Genomic DNA, 15,551 nt, shown 5'->3' on the forward strand with positions numbered 1-15,551 from the left:
CGTCGGCTGTGGGGGCGTACTCGGGGACCGGGCTCAGTCCGCGGAGTGCATGATCACGCCGCGGATGTTCTTGCCGTCCCGGAGATCCTGGTACCCCTCGTTCACTTCCTCCAACGTGTAGCGGCGGGTGACGAGCTCGTCGAGTTTGATCGCGCCCGCCTGGTACAGCCGCAGGATGCGGACGATGTCGTACTGCGGGTTCGCCGAGCCGAACAGCGTGCCCTTGATCGTCTTCTCGAACAGGGTCATCACGCCGCCGGAGACGTGCACCGTCAGCTTCTCCGGGTTGGCCAGGCCGGTGATGACCACCGTGCCGCCCTTGCCGACCGCGTTGAACGCCTGGGTGACGACGTCCTCGTCCACGGTGCCGACGGTGATCAGCGCCTGGTCGGCCATCTGCCCCCAGGTCAGCTCGGCGATCTTGGCCATCGCCTCGTCCGCGGACGCGAACGCGTGCGTGGCGCCCAGTTTCAGCGCCGTCTCCCGCTTGAACTCCACGGGGTCCACCGCGACGATGTTCAGCGCGCCGGCGTGTGCCGCGCCCTGCACGGCGTTGATGCCGATCCCGCCGATGCCGTAGACGACCACGGTGTCGCCCGCGCGGACGCCGCCCGCGTAGTTGGCGGTGGCCCAGCCCGTCGGCACGCCGCAGCCGACGAGCACGGCCGTCTCCAATGGCAGCCAGTCGTCGACCTTCACCAGCGAGTGCTGGGAAATGGTGGCGCGCTCGGAGAACGTGCCGAGGATGCACATCGCGCCGTAGTCGGTGCCACCGCGGTGGAAGCGGAAGCTGCCGTCGGCCATGTGCCCGTCGAGGATGGTGGCGCCCATGTCGCACAGGTTGGAGCGGCCGGTCGCGCAGTAGCGGCAGGTCCCGCAGTTGGGGATGAAGCTGCACACCACGTGGTCGCCCGGCTTGACCTTGGTGACGCCAGGGCCGACGTCCTCGATGATGCCGGCGCCCTCGTGCCCGCCGACGATCGGGAACCGCGGCACCAGGTCGTTGTCGATCAGGTGCAGGTCCGAGTGGCAGAGTCCGGCGGCGGTGTACTTGATCAGGACTTCGCCCTCGCGCGGGCCGTCGAGCTCGAGTTCCTCGATTTCGAAGGGCTTGTGGGGGGCGTGCAGCACAGCGGCCTTGGTCTTCACGACGTTCACCTCTTTGTGACGTGGATCGCATGCGCGGACCGCTACATCATGGCATCCGAAGCAACCGTGTCGACAGTTTCGCGTAGACCGTTGACCCAGTCGAGGAGGATCCGCTCGCCCTCTTCCGCGCTCGCCCCCACGGGATCTCCCAGCACCCCGTTGGGACTCACGGCGCGCACGCCACCTTCACGAAGTTGGTTAATCAGGTGCGGCAACGGCGCCGTGTTTCCCGCTTCCAGCCGGTCGAGCCGGACCGCGGACGGCCGCAACGCGAGCATCACCGACGTCTCCACGCGGCCGGCGTGCGTATCGTCCGGCGGGCCGCCCGGGCCCCAGGCCCGCACGTTCCGGCCCTCGTACCGGAGCGTCTTCATGGCCCGGCGCAACGGTTCCACGTTGCCACCGTGCCCGCACACCAGGATCACCCCGGCGTACGAGTCGGCGGAGCGGACGAGTTCGACGATCACGGTCTCGGTGGCTTCCTGCCCGATCGACAGCGTGCCGGGGAACCCGGCGTGCTCACCGCTCGACCCGAACGGCAGCGGGGGCGCGACCACCACGTCTTCCCGTTGCGCCGCAACACGTTCACACAACGCGAGCGCGACCTCGGTGTCGACGGTGTAAGGCAGGTGCGGGCCGTGCTGTTCGACGGCGCCGAGCGGGACGGCGAGGATCCGGCGCCCCAGCTCCGGCCAGCTGAGGTCGGCCAGGCTCGTCATGTGCCCGGCCATTCGGACAGGTCGGGCAGCAGCGGGCCGACCGTACGTTCGTTCAGGCACCCTCGCCAGACCCCGGCCCCGTAGCTGAGATCGTCGGCCGTACGCGCGGCGACCCAGGTGGCCACATCGACGTCCGGCCTGACCTTCGCCCATTCGTACGCGTGCCGGGACAGCGCGAGCGCCAGCAGTACGCGGCCGCGTTTCGTCGCCGCCAGCAAGGGAATCGCGACCGGACCCCAGGTTCGCGTCACGAAGTCCGCCACGTACCGGCCCGCGCCGAGATGCCCGCGCAGGGCGAGCTTGACCGACTCCGCGTCCGGCACGCCCAACGGCCGCAGCTTGCGCGGCAGGAGCCCGGCGGTCACCACCGCGATGGCCGCGCCCCAAGCCGGTTTCCCGACCGCGGCGAGCGACCACGCGAGCGCCGTCCAACCGGACATTCGCAGTGGCGCCAAGGCTTTCCGGCCATGCCGCCGGGCCAGCGGCGCGGCCGAGGTGCCGTAGTCGAACCGCTGCTTCGCCCAGGCTCGCCACGTGCCGCGGGGTTCGTGCAGGACCTCGGCCTCGGGCTCGTACCGCACCCGTCCCCCGGCGTCGACGAGCCGCCACACGAAGTCCACGTCCTCGCCGAAGCGGAGGTCTTCGTCGAATCCGCCGACCTCGCGCAAAGCGTTGGCGCGCACGACAAGTGCCGCCGTGGGCACGTAGGTGACGCGACCACCGCGGCGCACCTGGGCCGGTTCGTCACCGAGGTCGAGGGAGGAGCGAGCGCGTTCGTACCGCTCGAGTTTCGAGGCGCCAGGGGCGCTGCGGACGCGAGGAGCGACGGCGACGACGGCGGGGTCCTCGAAATGCGGCAGGAGCGCGTCGAGCCAGCCGGGGGTGGGCCGGGTGTCGGCATCGAGAAACGCGACCAGTTCGGTTTCGGCGAGCCACCAGCCGGTGTTGCGGGCGGCTGCCGGGCCTTTGGCGACCTGATGCCGTTGTGCCGCTTGGGGAATCGGCTCGACGGACCCGTCGTCGACGACCAGCGCCCCGTACGGGAGCGGGCCGGCCGGGTCACGAGCCGGGACGACGATCGTCACGTCGGCCGAGGTCAGTGATCCGCCCGCGTACACCGGATGCGCGAGGCCGGCGCCGATGAGCCTGTCCGCTAGGTCCCGCCCACGGCCGACCTCGGACCCGTGCCGCCACTGCTCGAAAAGCCGCTGCCCCGCTTCGGAAAGCCGGAGCACCCGCAGGGGTGCGCCGCCGATCAGGGTTCGCCCGAGCACCTTCGTGCCGGGGTCGATCCGCAGCTTCATGCCGTGAAGCCTCCATCGGCGTGCACGACGGTACCGGTGACGGCGGAGGCCTTCTCGTCGCAGAGCCAGCACACGGCGGCCGCCACCTCCTCGGGCTCCAGCAGCCGCTCGACCAGCTGGTGCTGGGAGAACTCCTCGACGCTGTCCAGGTCGTACAACGCGGCCGTGGCGTCCAGCATCGACGTCCGCGTGGAGCCCGGCGAGACCGCGACCGCGGTGACCCCGGTGCCGCGCAGGTCCGTCGCCAGCCCGCGGATCAGGCCGACCACGGCGTGCTTCGCCGCGTTGTACCCCGCCAGGTGCCACAGACCTTTGTGGCCCGCCGCGGACGCCAAAGCGACAAAGCGTCCGGCGCGGGGCTCCGGCCGACGCAACAACGCGGGCACGGCCGCGCGGGCGAGGTTGAAGACGCCACGCACGCCGGTGTCGAACAACGCGTCCCAGTCGCCGTCTTCCGTCTCCCACAACGGTTTCCCGCCCGCCATGACCGCGGCCGCGCCCACGGCGGCGTCGAGCCCGCCGAACTCGCTCTCGGCCAGTGCGACGGCGTCACGCATCGCACCGGGGTCGCGTACATCGGCGACGAAGTCACGGACCTGCGGCCACTTCGCGGCGAGCGCGGCGAGATCTTCCCGGCGCGCCAACGGATACGGCACCCCGGGCAGGTCCTCGCAGATGTCGACGGCGACGACCGACCAGCCGTCACCGGCGAGCTGGTTCACCACCGCGGCGCCGATCCCCCGGCCCGCGCCCGTCACGACGGCGACCCGGCTCACTCCGCGTATCCGTGCTCTCGCAGGTACTGCAACAACTCTTGCGCGGCCTCGGCGGGACTGCCCGGCCGGAGCACCTTCGGCGGCGTGCGCTCGACCAGCGCGCCGGTCAACGCCAGCACGCGCTGATGTGGCTCCGCGCCCTCCGGGCCCGGCAATGCACGCGGCCGCGGCCGGTACGGCTGCGAAACCCCCGCCTTCGGATGCAACTCGCCGACGTGGGCGACCGGGATCTCCGCCTTGCGCGCGGCGAGCGTGGCCGGGAGCGAAGCGCGCCGCAGCACCGTGTCCGCCGGCTCGACCGAACAGACCGCCGGCGTGCCGAAGGACAACCGCTCCCGGCGACCACCGTCGAGACGCCGCACGGCCTGCAGTTTCCCTTCCACCACACCGAGTTCGAGCAACCCGAGCGCCTGGCAGGCACCGAGCCGGTGCGCCAGGAAAGCGGGCGTGCTGCCCGTCCCACGATCCGCGGAATGGTCGCCGCACACGACGATGTCCGGCCGCTCCGGCACCGCGTCCAGCAACAACCTGGCGGTCTCGCTGCCGTCCTCGGTCACCGTCGCCGCGGGCCCGTCGACCCGCAACACCTCGTCCGCGCCCAGTGCCAGCGCGTCACGCAGCATCTCCTCGGCCTCGGCGGGCCCGACCGTGACCGCCAGACACCGGCCGCCCAGGGATTCCTTGAGCCGCACGGCATGTTCGAGCGCCGCCTGGTCCGCCGCGCTGGGCCCGCTGTCGCGCGCGTCCGTGCGCACCTCGCCGGTCAGGCCGTCCACCGAAGCACGCTGGTCCACCCAGCGCAAAGCGGCCACCACCAACATCGTCTACCCCTTTTTGAACACGACGCCCTGGCCCCCGTCGGGGTAGCTCCAGCTGATCGCGCCCTCGCCATTGCAGATCTGGTAACAGGTGCCGCATTCGAAGCACTGCTCGTAGTTGAACAGGATCCCGCCCTCGCTGGTGGGCACGAACAGATCCGCCGGGCACGAGTGCACGCAGGCCTTCGTCGTGCAGGACCGGCAGACCTCGGTGTCCACCACGATGTGCGGGCGTTCGGACACGCGGAACTCCACCGTCGACATCACGTCGTCGAACGCCGGTTCCTGATAGCGCCGGTCGGTCATCGCAGTCCCCGCATCCCGGTCCACCCGTCGCGCACCAGATCGCGCAGGCGGACCCCGTTGTCCTTGGCACTGCGCAGCAACAGCTTGCGCAGCCCCGGTTTCGGCGCCGGATTGTCCACTTGGAACAGACCCTGCACCAGATCACAGACCAGGCCGGGATACCGCTGCTGCGTCCGCTCCCCGAGCACCAGCGCCGGGAAGTCCCGCAGCTTGCGATGATCGGCGAGGACGAACGAGTTCTCCAGCAGCTTCCGGTACCCGCCCAGCCCGGTCTTCGAAACATCCCCTGCCCGCAAGGCTTTCGCGGCGGCACGGCCGGCGAACATCCCGGCGCCCAGCGCGAAGTTCACGCCCTCCAGCCAGATCCCGGCCGCGAGGCACATCGCCGCGGCGTCACCCGCCACCAGAATCCCGTCCCCGACCAGCTCCGGCATCGAGTGGTAGCCGCCCTCGGGGATGAGGTGGGCCGAGTACTCGATCTGCTCGCCGCCCTTGACCAGCGGGGCGATCGCCGGATGCCGCTTCAGCTCGGCCACGAGATCCTCGGGCCGCGTCCCGCCGTCCCGCACGCCGGTCAGTCCCAGCACGACGCCGATGCTGATCGACTCGTAGTTCGTGTACAGGAAGCCGCCACCGGGGATTCCCTTGGTACAGCCCAGCATCTCGATGTCGACGCCGTGCCGCCCGGTGACCGCGAACCGTTCCTCGATCGTCTCGCGTGACAGTGCCAGCGTCTGCTTCACGCCCAAAGTCAGGTGCTCTGCCTGATGTTCGGTATCGTACATCCCGGCTTCCTTGGCCAGGAACGAGTTCACACCGTCGCAGGCGATCACCACGCCACCGGTGAGATCCCCGTCCGGCCGGTCGGTGCGCACCCCGACGACGGCGCCGGCGCGATCGCGCAACAACCCCGTGACCACAGTGGACGGTACGAGCACCGCGCCCGCTTCGACGGCCAGTTCGGCGAGCCACGAGTCCAGGTCCGCACGGTGCGCGGTGGCCCCGTTGTACGGCGGGCGGCCCCAGTCCTCGGTGCGGAAATCCACCGTGAGCGCCTGGGTTTCGGTCATCACCATGGTCTGGCGGCGGGTGACCCAGCGCTGCACCGGCATCCGTTCCCACCACCGCGGCACGAGCTCGTCGAGGACGCGGCCGTAGACCACACCGCCGTAGACGTTCTTCGAGCCGGGGAACGGCCCCCGTTCCACGAGCGCGACGGAGTACCCGGCACGCGCCACTTCCAGTGCCGCGGCGGAGCCCGCCGGCCCGGCGCCGACCACGATCACGTCGAAGGTCCGCGGCGCGGCGTCGACCACCGCCGACTTCGAGTCCGGTCCCGCGTGGGTCATCGGCGCACCTCCAGGATCCGGGCCAATTCGGCCAGCGTGGCCTGCGCGTCGGCGACGATCCCGAGATCGGCCATCGCCGTCATCGGCGAGTACGGGTCGAGGTTGACGCTCACCACGTGTTCCGGGGTGCCGAGCCCGCCGATGTGTTGCGCCGCACCGGAAATCCCGAACGCGACGTACAGCTCCGGGTTCACCACGACGCCGGTGGTGCCGATCTGCCGCTGGTAGGAGGTCCAGCCGGCGTCGGTCACCACACGGGTCGCGCCCAGCGACGCGCCCAGCTTCGACGCGACCTCGCCGAGCAGTTCGACCACCGCCGGGCCGTCCAGCTCGCCGTGGCCGAGCCCGGCTCCGGCGCCGAAGATCCGCGACGCCTCGGCGAGATCGACCGTGCCCGGCTCGGGGTCGAGCACCTCGGTCACCGTCACGTCGTGCACTGCCTCGACGTCCGGCAGCGTCAGCTCGTGCAGCACCGCGGGCTCACCGGCGGGCCGACCGCCGCGCACGCCCGGAATGAGTGTTGCCACGAAAGGGCCGTCGGCGGCGAGGTTGACGCCCACGCGACCGCCCCAGCGCAGCACTTCCGCGCCGTCAGCCCGGATCCGGTACGCGCCAGGCAACAGCGGGCGGCCTAGTTCAGCTGCCAGCCGCGGCGCGAGGTCACGACCATCGGGCGACGCGGGGAGCAGAATCTGCTGCGCGTCAAGGACTTTCGCGAGCTGGCGGGCCCAGCGTCCAGGCGCGAACACGCCGTTCTCCGCGAGCTGTCCCGTCCGCAGCGAAGGCAGCTCCCCCGCCGCTTCCTTCACCCCGGTGCCGACCAGCACGGCCGCACCACCGGCTTCGGCGACCACCTCGTCGGCACCCAGCGGCAGCACGCCTTCGCGCACCGCGAGTACGGCGATCACAACGCCACCCCCGCCCGGTGTCCTTCGATCACGGCGGAATGCGCGCGGCGCGGCGTCAGGCAGTCGCCCGCGCGGTACACGTCGAACGGCGCGTCCTTCAGCTCCTGCCACAGCGCGTCCTCGGGCGCCTGGTGCGTCGCGCAGACAACCCAGTCACAGCGCACTTCGCCGGTCACGCCCGTGGTGTGCGTGAGGACCTGCAGCACGATCTTTCCGTCCTCTTCGGACGCTCCCAGCACGACCTCGTCGGTGTGCTGGCGGATGCCCTTCGCGTGGGCGCGCACGTTGAACGTCTCCATGTCCAGCGTGATCCCGAGGTCCTGCCCGACCACCATCCCCGAGGTGGAAAGCCTTACCTGGCAACCACGGTCGGCGAGCAGCTCGGCGATCGACGTCGCCTGGTGGAAACCGAGGTCGTCCAGCACGAACACCTCGCCGGACGGCGTGGCGCGGCCTTCCAGCACATCGCGCACGTCCACCACACGCTCCAGCCCGCCGGCCCAGTACGGCGCCTGCGGCTTCGCGCCCGTGGCGAGCACGACGGCGTCCGGCGACTCGCTGCGCAGGAGCTCGGCCGTAGCTTCCGCCCCTGTCTTGACATCAACGCCGTAGCGCTGGCATTCGGCGAGCAGATTCCTTACGACGTCGAGGAATTCGGCCCGGCTGGGGATACTCGCGGCGAGCGCGACCTGTCCGCCGGTGTGCTCACCGCGCTCGAACAGCGTGACGTGGTGCCCGCGCTGCGCGGCCGTGGACGCGGCCTGCAGCCCGGCGGGCCCGCCGCCGACGACCAGCACCCGCTTCGGGCGTGGCCCCGGCATCGGCAGCGGCACGGATTCCTTGCCCGTGCGCGGGTTTTCGATGCAGCCCAGCCACCGGTTGAGCCCCATCCGTCCGACACATTCCTGGTTGCAGGACAGGCAGGTCCGGATTTCGGTGGCGTGCCCGGCGCGCGCCTTGGCGACGAAGTCCGCGTCCGCGATCTGCCCGCGCACCACGCCGATCAGGTCCGCGTGCCCCTCGGCCAGCGCGCGCTCGGCCTGCACCGGGTCCTTGATCCGGCCGACCCCGATCACCGGGATCCGCACGGCCTCGCGGATCGCGTTGGAGATGAACAGCGCGTACCCCGGCGGGATCGCCATCGAGGCTTCGATCATGAACAGCGTCGAGGTGGCCACGCCGATCGAGGTGTTGATGTAGTCGACCTTCCCGGTCGCCTCCACCAGCTTCGCGACCTCGACCGCCTCGTCGATCGTCGTGCCGCCCTCGATCAGCTCGTCGCCGCACAGCCGCACGCCGAGCGCGCGCCGCGGGCCGATCGCCTCGCGCACCGCGCCGATGATCTCCAGCAGGATCCGCGCCCGGTTCTCCAGCGAGCCACCGTAGGCGTCGGTGCGTTTGTTCGTTGCCGGGGAAAGGAATCCGCGCACGATCGAGGAATGCGAGCACTGCAGCTCGATGCCGTCGAACCCGCCCTCCGCGCAATGCCCGGCGACCGTGCCGTACCCGGCGACCACCTCGGCGATCTCGTGGACGTCGATGCCCTTGGGCACTTCGCGGAACATCGGGTCCGGCACCGGCGAGGGCGCCCATACCGGCAGCCGCGAGTACATCGACGACGCCTGGCCGCCGTTGTGGTTCAGCTGCGCGAAGATCGGCGTGCCGTGCGCGTGCACCGCGTCGGTGATCCGCCGGTAGCCGGGGATGACCGAACGGTGGAAGCCGTGGATGAGCTTCTCGTACGGCCAGTCCGTGACGTGGGTGGAATGCTCCTCGGTGATGATCAGCCCGGCGCCACCCGCCGCGCGCGCGGCGTAGTACTCGGCGTGCTGCTCGCTCGGGAGCCCGTCCTGGGCGTAGTTCGTGAGGTGCGCGGAGAACACGACCCTGTTGCGCACCACCACCGGCCCCACCCGCAACGGGGAGAACAGGTACTTGTACCGGCCGCCGCTCATACCTTCACACCCTCTACCGAAAGGACCATCGCCGCGCGACGCCCTTCGAGGATGGCCTCGTGCACCGTCCGCGGCGCGACGCAGTCCCCGGCCCGCACCGGGCCTGCCAGCGTCTCGTCCGGCAGCCGGTGTCCACAGTGGATCAACACGGCGCAGGGCAGCTCACGGCGTTCCGCGGTGAGGGAGTCCTCCAGCACCACGTGATCGGCGTGCACCTCCCGCAACAGCGAACGCTTCGCCAGCGTGACGCCCGCCTGCTGCAGCCGCGTGTTCGCGTCCGCGAGATCACCGGTCAACGCCAGCTGGGTGCCGATCACCTGGTCCTGGCTCACGATCGCGGTGTGCCTGCCCTGGCTCGCCAGCAGCTCCGCGACCCCGACGCCGACGAAGTCACCGACGGGATCGGCCACCACGACCGGCCCGTCGGGCAGCGCGGCGCCGCCGAGCAGCTCCACCACGTCGACCACCGTTCCATTGTGGACTGTGTAGTTCCGTGGCCCGGCAACGGATCCGGTGGCGACGATCGAGGGCCGGCCCAGCTCCGTCACCTCGGCACCGGTGCTGATCCGCACCCCGAGCCGCCGGACCTCGGACTCCAGCCAGTCCGCGAGCTTGCCGAACCGCCCGCGCCCGCCGACCTTCGCCGCGACGCGCAGCATCCCGCCTAGGCTGTCCGAACGCTCTCGCAGCTCCACCCGATGCCCACGCATCGCCAGCACCCGCGCGGCTTCCAGCCCGGCCGGACCACCGCCGACGACCAATACGTCCCGGGGCGAATCCGCGCCTTCGGGCGCCGGGTCTTCGGTCTCGTGCCCGCTGCGGGGTTCGCCGATGCAGCTGACGATCGGGTTGCGGTTGTCCCGCACCCGGCATTTCTGGTTCGACAGCACGCACGGCCGCGGCGCGGCGCCGTCGCGCACCTTCACGACGAGATCCGGGTCCGCGATCTGCGCCCTGGTCATCTCGACCAGGCTCGCGACCCCGTCGTCGAGCGCCTGCTGCGCCAGCTCGGGCTCGACCACACTGCCCTGCAGGACGGTGAGCGTGCGGCCCTCGACGGCTTCGGTGATCCGGCGGCACAGCTCGAGGTTGAAGCCGGGCTCGACGTGCAGGTCCGGCTTGGTCGCCGAAGCGCTCATCGCCGAACCCCGCACGGGCACGAGGTAATCGACCAGCTCGGCCAGATCCCTGGCCAGCACCGCGGCCTGTTCCGGCGTGAGCCCCGCCCACGGCGCCAGCTCGTCACACGACAGCCGCAGTCCGACGATCCCGCCGGACTCGCGCACCGCGTTGAGGACCACCCGCAACAGCATCGACTTGTCGCTGCCGTATTCGTCGCCACGCTGGTTCGTCAGGCCGGAGGAGAACTGGCGCAGCAGCGAATACTGGCCCGCGTCGATCTCCACACCGTCCATTCCGGACTCCGCGGCCAGCGCGGCCGCCTCGCGGAACCCGGCGACGAGCGCGTCGATCTCCGGCTGTTCCATCTCCATCGGCAGCTCGCGGCTCGCCACGTCCGGCACCCGCGAAGGCGCCCACAGCGCGGACTGCCCGAAGGCCGAAGAGCCCTGCGAGCCCGAATGTCCCAGCCCGGCAAGCACAATCGTGCCGTGCGGACGGCAGGCGTCCACTGTGGAGCGCCAGCCGGTGCCACTGAGCGCGGCCAGCGGCGCACGCTCGTACGGCCAGTCGGAGTCGTGCACGCTCGCCGTCTCGGTGACGACGATGCCCGCCCCGCCGGCGGCGCGCCGCGCGTAGTACGCGACGTGCCGGTCGGAAAAGGCCCTGCCGTGCGCCAGATTCGTCTCATGGGGACCGAACAGCACCCGGCTGGTCAGTGCCCGCCCGGCCAGTTCGGCCGGACCGGTCAGCGTGCTCATCGGCCCGGGGTGAACCCGGCCAGTGGCGAGGTGTCGCAGGCGCGATCAGGCCGGTCGGTGCCTTCCGGCGGGCCGAAGCCGATCGAGACGGGCACCTTGCGGCTCGCGCGGGTCTTGCGGTGCGAATGGTCCACATCGGACCGTGGCGCGGAACCCACGGAGGCGAGGGCGAGTTCTCCGTGGCCCTTCACGCATTCCGGGTCCGGGCCGTCGAGCGGGAGGCCGGTGAAGAACTTCGCCGCCATGCACCCGCCCTGGCAGGCGTCATACGCCGAGCAGGAGGTGCAGGCGCCGCCGGTCTGCGGGCCGCGCAGGTCGTTGAACAGCTCGGATTCGGTCCACACCTTGCCGAACCCGCCGTCGCGGACGTTCCCGGCCAGGAACTCCTGGTGGATCGCGAACGGGCAGGCGTAGACGTCGCCGACCGGGTCGATCAGGCACACCACGCGCCCGGCCCCGCAGAGGTTCAGGCCCGGCAACGGGTCCGAGCCCAGTGCGTTGAGGTGGAAGAACGAGTCGCCGGTGAGGACCTTCTCGCCGTTCGCGACCAGCCAGTCGTACAGCGTGAGCTGCTGATCGGCTGTCGGGTGCAGCTCGTCCCACACGTCCGCGCCGCGGCCCGATGGACGCAGGCGCGTGATGCGCAGCTGCGCGCCGTAGGTGTCGGCGATCTCGGCGAACTGGTCCAGCTGGCCCACGTTCTGCCGCGTCATCACGACCGACAGCTTGAAGTCCTTGAACCCCGCGTCACGCAGGTTCGTCATCGCGCGGATCGCGGTGTCGTAGGAGCCGGGGCCGCGGACGTGGTCGTTGACCTCGGCCGTGGCGCCGTCCAGCGAAATCTGCACGTCCACGTAGTCGGTTTCGGCCAGCCACCGGGCGCGCTCGGGGGTGAGCTTGACGCCGTTGGTGGAGAACTTGACCCCGACCTGGTGGGAGACGGCGTACTCGACCAGCTCCCAGAAGTCCGGGCGCACGGTGGGCTCGCCACCGCCGATGTTCACGTAGAACACCTGCATCCGCTGCAGCTCGTCGATGACCGCCTTGCACTCCTCGGTGCTCAGCTCACGCGGGTCACGACGGCCCGACGAGGAAAGGCAGTGCACACAGGAAAGATTGCAGGCGTAGGTCAGTTCCCAGGTCAGGCAGATGGGCGAGTTCAGCCCCTCTTTGAAATGCTCGACGAGCTTCATCGCGCGCCTTTCACGTGGTGGGAAGAAGAAATCAGCGCTGCTCGATGGTCCCGTTTCCGGCGAGACCCTCCAGCGCCTTCAGATAGCTGGGGCGTTCCTGCTCGGGAACCCCCGCGGCGTCGAGGGTGGTGTGCACGTCCGGTTGCTCCTCCAACGTGCGCACCACCTCGACCAGGAGCTTCGTCTTCAGAAACGACAGCCTCCGGGTGCCGAAGTCATACGCGAGCGCGCCGAAGGGCTCCGGCCGCAACGCGACCCTCGGCGAACACCGGTAGGCCAGTCCTGGATCGAACACGACGATGCTCAGTAGACGCCGCACATGCCGTCGATGGAGACCTCCTCGACGAGCAGGTCGCTCTCCACGAGCGGCTCTTCGTGCGACTCGGTGCTCTGCTGCGCTTCGGACATGGGATGCTCCCTTCGCCGGGCCGCCCCGATGCGACCTCCGCCACCGAACAATAATGGCACCGAGTGCCGAATGGAAGGGTCCATGCCTGATCCGGTGACAAACCGAGCCGGACGCCGTCCCGTCACGTCACGCTCCGAAGTGGAGCACGCGGCGTTCGAACTGTTCGCGCGCCAGGGTTTCGAGCACACGACGGTGGACGACATCGCACAGGCAGCCGGCATCGGCCGCCGCACGTTCTTCCGGTATTTCCCGTCCAAGAACGACGTCGCGTGGGGCGATTTCGAGAGCCAGCTGGCCCTGATGCGCGCCCGGCTGGCCGAGGCACCGGCCGACAAACCGCTACTGCAGGTGATCAGCGACGCGCTGGTGGACTTCAACCGGGTGGACCCCGCCGAGGCGCCGTGGCACCGCCGCCGGATGGAGCTGATCCTGACCATCCCGGCGTTGCAGGCGCACTCCACCCTCCGGTACGCCGAGTGGCGTGAGGTGCTCGCCGAGTTCGTCGCCACGCGGCTCGGCAGCACCCCGGATTCCCTTGCCCCGCAAGCGATCGCGTACGCCACGCTCGGGGTGGCGCTGTCCGCGTACGAACAGTGGCTGCGCAGCCAGGACGCCGAACTCGGCGACCTGATGCGCGCCGCCGTGCACGAGCTGGGCGCGGCGCTCGGCACCGCGTGAAAGGTTGCCCGATGGCCTAGGATTCGCGTGTGTTGCTCCCGCGCGGCTCCGAGGCCATCAGCCCGACCGGCCACTACACGGGTTATGTCTGGGTGCGCAACGGGCTCGCCCCGCAGGCGCTGGCCACGCCGGAGGGCAAGCTGTTCTACCGTGCCGTCCAGCCGGCGATGGTGGTCAGCAGGCGGCTCGGGCAGCCCACCTTCGAGGGCATGCTCGTCGCCCGGCACCGCACGCTCGACGCGCTGCTCGGCGGCGCCATCGAACGCGGCGAGATCAAGCAGGTCATCGAAATCGCGGCCGGGTTGTCCGCCCGCGGCTGGCGGTTCAACCGGCGCTACGACGTCGAGTACATCGAAGCCGACCTGCCGAAGATGGCCGCCCGCAAGCAACATCTCCTGGACCGCCTCGACGGGCCCACGCCACGGGTCGTCGCGCTCGACGCGCTGGCCGAGGACGGGCCGGAGAGCCTGAGCGCGCTCGCCGAGTCGCTGGACCCGAAGCTCGGCACGGCGATCGTCACCGAAGGGCTGCTGAACTACTTCGACCTCGACGCCGTCGCCGCCATGTGGCGCCGGTTCGCGGACGTCCTGCGCCGTTTCCCGACCGGCGCGTACTTCGCCGACCTCGTCCTGCCCGACGATTCGCTCGTGCAGCGCCTCGGCACGGGCCTGCTCACGGGCGTCGTCCGCGGCCGCGTCCACCTCCACTTCACCGACGACGCCGAAGCGGCAGGAATGCTGAACGACTGCGGTTTCCCTGCCGCCGACATCGCCCCCGCGGACCCGGCGGAGCCGTCCGGGAGGATCGTGCACGTGATCGACGCGTGGACTTAGCGGGCCTGCTCGAAGCGCGCCGCTCAGTCCAGCTCGTCGAGTAGCCGCCACAGGGCGGATGGGCCGAGGATCCGCGCGCCCTCGGCCGTGACGCGTTCGCGCAGGTCACGATCGGCGGTGGCCACCAGCACGTGGTCCTCCTCGCGCAGACCGCGCACGACGTCCACGATCGCCGAGTCGCCGTCGCGGGGCGCGGCCAGCGCCTCGACCTCCGGCACCGACTCGACGCCTTTCGCCTGCCCCTCCACGACGAGCAGGATCCGCGGCCACCACTGCCAGTCCGGCAGGCCGACCTCGTCGCCAGGAATCCCGCCGCGCACCAACCCGGCGAGCCTGTCCCGCAGACGCTCCGCGGCACCGGCCCGGTCACGCCACCACCCGTCGGGCCTGCTGCCGACGACGTTCGCCGCGTCCACGACCAGCACCAGCTCCCGGCCGAGCTGCTCGCGCAACGCGGGCCACGCCCGCGCGAAATCCTTGTGCAGCGGCAGCTTCTCCACCTCGTCCGGCGGCACCCAGCGCAGCTCGTCGCTTTCGCCGTTCATCACGCGCTCGCAGAACTCGCCGATCACCGTCGCCAGCACCGTCGTGTAGCGCCACCCGCCATGATCGACGACCGAAGACGAAGCCGGGCGCAGCGCGTCCCCGGGGATCGCGGCCTCTTCCTCGGCTTCGCGCGCCGCCGCCTCCCACGCTGTCTCGTAACTGTGCAGCGCTCCACCGGGCAGCGCCCAGGTGCTTCCGTGGTGGGTCCACCACGCCCGGCGTTGCAGCAGCACACCTCTCGCCGGATCCGTCAGCAGCAACCCCGCCGCGCCGAACCGGCCCCAGTGCCGATGCCCGCCCAGACACACCACGAAACCGTCGCCGTCTTCACGAGTCAACACACCTCTACTTTGACATACGCACGGGGCCCGAAGCGGCCTCCAAGTGGGCCGTCTCGCATGACGAGCCGGAAGCCATGTTGGCCACCCCCGTGCATGCGTTGGCCGCTCGCGTGGGTGCGTTGGCCGCCCACGCCGGCGAGTTGGCCGCCCGCGCGGATGTATTGGCCCGCGCCGTTGCCGAGTTGGCCCGACGGCGGCCGCGCCACCCCCACAGCGCCCGGGTTCCGCCAACCTCCACCGCCGCCGGGTTCAGCCAACACACGCACCGGACGGTCCAACACATGGACGGGAACGGCAAACACGCCGACGCGAACGGCAAACACGCCAACCCGAGGGGCAAACACGCCGGGCGCGGGGCGGGCGCGGGCGCACGGCGCGGGGCGAGCG

The 15,551-nt window shown here is 70.7% G+C and carries 16 protein-coding genes; 2 read left to right on the forward strand and 14 right to left on the reverse strand.

Going from position 1 to position 15,551, the window contains the following annotated elements; translation table 11 throughout:
• Positions 1–33: 33 nt before the first annotated feature.
• The 13 genes from FPZ12_RS22875 to mftA are packed head-to-tail and all read right to left on the reverse strand — an operon-like array spanning position 34 to position 12,765.
• Positions 34–1,149, reverse strand: a complete 1,116-nt coding sequence (locus tag FPZ12_RS22875; protein ID WP_144758672.1) for an NDMA-dependent alcohol dehydrogenase — start codon at positions 1,147–1,149, stop codon at positions 34–36.
• Between the two features lie 41 nt (positions 1,150–1,190).
• On the reverse strand, positions 1,191–1,868 hold the full coding sequence (mftE, locus tag FPZ12_RS22880) for a mycofactocin biosynthesis peptidyl-dipeptidase MftE (RefSeq protein WP_144758669.1): 678 nt from the start codon (positions 1,866–1,868) through the stop codon (positions 1,191–1,193).
• Positions 1,865–3,172 (reverse strand): mycofactocin biosynthesis glycosyltransferase MftF, encoded by a 1,308-nt coding sequence (gene mftF / locus FPZ12_RS22885; RefSeq protein ID WP_144758666.1) that lies wholly within the window; start codon positions 3,170–3,172, stop codon positions 1,865–1,867. The genes mftE and mftF overlap by 4 nt, the downstream gene beginning before the upstream one ends.
• Positions 3,169–3,948, reverse strand: a complete 780-nt coding sequence (locus FPZ12_RS22890) for a mycofactocin-coupled SDR family oxidoreductase (RefSeq protein ID WP_144758663.1) — start codon at positions 3,946–3,948, stop codon at positions 3,169–3,171. The genes mftF and FPZ12_RS22890 overlap by 4 nt, the downstream gene beginning before the upstream one ends.
• Entirely contained in the window at positions 3,945–4,769 is an 825-nt protein-coding gene (locus FPZ12_RS22895) for a mycofactocin-associated electron transfer flavoprotein beta subunit (protein ID WP_144758660.1), read from the reverse strand. Before FPZ12_RS22895 ends, FPZ12_RS22890 begins: the two co-directional genes overlap by 4 nt.
• A 3-nt stretch (positions 4,770–4,772) precedes the next feature.
• Entirely contained in the window at positions 4,773–5,072 is a 300-nt protein-coding gene (locus FPZ12_RS22900) for a ferredoxin family protein (protein WP_144758657.1), read from the reverse strand.
• Positions 5,069–6,421 (reverse strand): FAD-dependent oxidoreductase, encoded by a 1,353-nt coding sequence (locus FPZ12_RS22905; RefSeq protein WP_144758654.1) that lies wholly within the window; start codon positions 6,419–6,421, stop codon positions 5,069–5,071. Before FPZ12_RS22905 ends, FPZ12_RS22900 begins: the two co-directional genes overlap by 4 nt.
• Positions 6,418–7,329: a mycofactocin-associated electron transfer flavoprotein alpha subunit gene (locus FPZ12_RS22910; RefSeq protein WP_144758651.1), complete on the reverse strand. Its 912-nt coding sequence runs from the start codon at positions 7,327–7,329 to the stop codon at positions 6,418–6,420. The genes FPZ12_RS22905 and FPZ12_RS22910 overlap by 4 nt, the downstream gene beginning before the upstream one ends.
• On the reverse strand, positions 7,326–9,284 hold the full coding sequence (locus FPZ12_RS22915) for a mycofactocin system FadH/OYE family oxidoreductase 2 (protein WP_144758648.1): 1,959 nt from the start codon (positions 9,282–9,284) through the stop codon (positions 7,326–7,328). Before FPZ12_RS22915 ends, FPZ12_RS22910 begins: the two co-directional genes overlap by 4 nt.
• A complete protein-coding gene (locus FPZ12_RS22920; RefSeq protein WP_144758645.1) occupies positions 9,281–11,164 on the reverse strand; it encodes a mycofactocin system FadH/OYE family oxidoreductase 1 in 1,884 nt (627 codons plus the stop codon). The genes FPZ12_RS22915 and FPZ12_RS22920 overlap by 4 nt, the downstream gene beginning before the upstream one ends.
• Positions 11,161–12,357 carry a mycofactocin radical SAM maturase gene (mftC, locus tag FPZ12_RS22925; RefSeq protein WP_144758642.1) on the reverse strand — a complete coding sequence of 399 codons (1,197 nt, stop codon included), beginning with the start codon at positions 12,355–12,357 and terminating at the stop codon, positions 11,161–11,163. The genes FPZ12_RS22920 and mftC overlap by 4 nt, the downstream gene beginning before the upstream one ends.
• A 31-nt stretch (positions 12,358–12,388) precedes the next feature.
• Positions 12,389–12,676, reverse strand: coding sequence for a mycofactocin biosynthesis chaperone MftB (gene mftB, locus FPZ12_RS22930; protein ID WP_144758638.1), 288 nt, complete (start codon positions 12,674–12,676; stop codon positions 12,389–12,391).
• Positions 12,661–12,765, reverse strand: a complete 105-nt coding sequence (gene mftA, locus FPZ12_RS22935; protein WP_144758635.1) for a mycofactocin precursor MftA — start codon at positions 12,763–12,765, stop codon at positions 12,661–12,663. Before mftA ends, mftB begins: the two co-directional genes overlap by 16 nt.
• Before the next feature lie 82 nt (positions 12,766–12,847).
• Between mftA and mftR the strand changes: the two genes are divergently transcribed.
• Both mftR and FPZ12_RS22945 read left to right on the forward strand, forming a co-directional pair.
• Positions 12,848–13,444 carry a mycofactocin system transcriptional regulator gene (gene mftR, locus FPZ12_RS22940; RefSeq protein ID WP_243769979.1) on the forward strand — a complete coding sequence of 199 codons (597 nt, stop codon included), beginning with the start codon at positions 12,848–12,850 and terminating at the stop codon, positions 13,442–13,444.
• 29 nt (positions 13,445–13,473) lie between these two features.
• On the forward strand, positions 13,474–14,277 hold the full coding sequence (locus FPZ12_RS22945) for a class I SAM-dependent methyltransferase (protein ID WP_144758629.1): 804 nt from the start codon (positions 13,474–13,476) through the stop codon (positions 14,275–14,277).
• A gap of 23 nt (positions 14,278–14,300) precedes the next feature.
• On the opposite strand, the gene FPZ12_RS22950 is transcribed toward FPZ12_RS22945, so the two are convergent.
• On the reverse strand, positions 14,301–15,161 hold the full coding sequence (locus FPZ12_RS22950; RefSeq protein ID WP_144758675.1) for an NUDIX domain-containing protein: 861 nt from the start codon (positions 15,159–15,161) through the stop codon (positions 14,301–14,303).
• Positions 15,162–15,551: the final 390 nt, after the last annotated feature.

Source organism: Amycolatopsis acidicola, assembly GCF_007713735.2.
Lineage (GTDB): Bacteria > Actinomycetota > Actinomycetes > Mycobacteriales > Pseudonocardiaceae > Amycolatopsis_E > Amycolatopsis_E acidicola.

What these genes read in the sequence shown, in the direction of transcription:
- mftE (WP_144758669.1), bottom strand. Translation starts at nt 1,868, where the DNA reads ATGACGAGCCTGGCCGACCTCAGCTGGCCGGAGCTGGGGCGCCGGATC.
- mftF (WP_144758666.1), bottom strand. Translation starts at nt 3,172, where the DNA reads ATGAAGCTGCGGATCGACCCCGGCACGAAGGTGCTCGGGCGAACCCTG.
- FPZ12_RS22895 (WP_144758660.1), bottom strand. Translation starts at nt 4,769, where the DNA reads ATGTTGGTGGTGGCCGCTTTGCGCTGGGTGGACCAGCGTGCTTCGGTG.
- FPZ12_RS22900 (WP_144758657.1), bottom strand. Translation starts at nt 5,072, where the DNA reads ATGACCGACCGGCGCTATCAGGAACCGGCGTTCGACGACGTGATGTCG.
- FPZ12_RS22905 (WP_144758654.1), bottom strand. Translation starts at nt 6,421, where the DNA reads ATGACCCACGCGGGACCGGACTCGAAGTCGGCGGTGGTCGACGCCGCG.
- FPZ12_RS22915 (WP_144758648.1), bottom strand. Translation starts at nt 9,284, where the DNA reads ATGAGCGGCGGCCGGTACAAGTACCTGTTCTCCCCGTTGCGGGTGGGG.
- FPZ12_RS22920 (WP_144758645.1), bottom strand. Translation starts at nt 11,164, where the DNA reads ATGAGCACGCTGACCGGTCCGGCCGAACTGGCCGGGCGGGCACTGACC.
- mftC (WP_144758642.1), bottom strand. Translation starts at nt 12,357, where the DNA reads ATGAAGCTCGTCGAGCATTTCAAAGAGGGGCTGAACTCGCCCATCTGC.
- mftA (WP_144758635.1), bottom strand. Translation starts at nt 12,765, where the DNA reads ATGTCCGAAGCGCAGCAGAGCACCGAGTCGCACGAAGAGCCGCTCGTG.
- mftR (WP_243769979.1), top strand. Translation starts at nt 12,848, where the DNA reads ATGCCTGATCCGGTGACAAACCGAGCCGGACGCCGTCCCGTCACGTCA.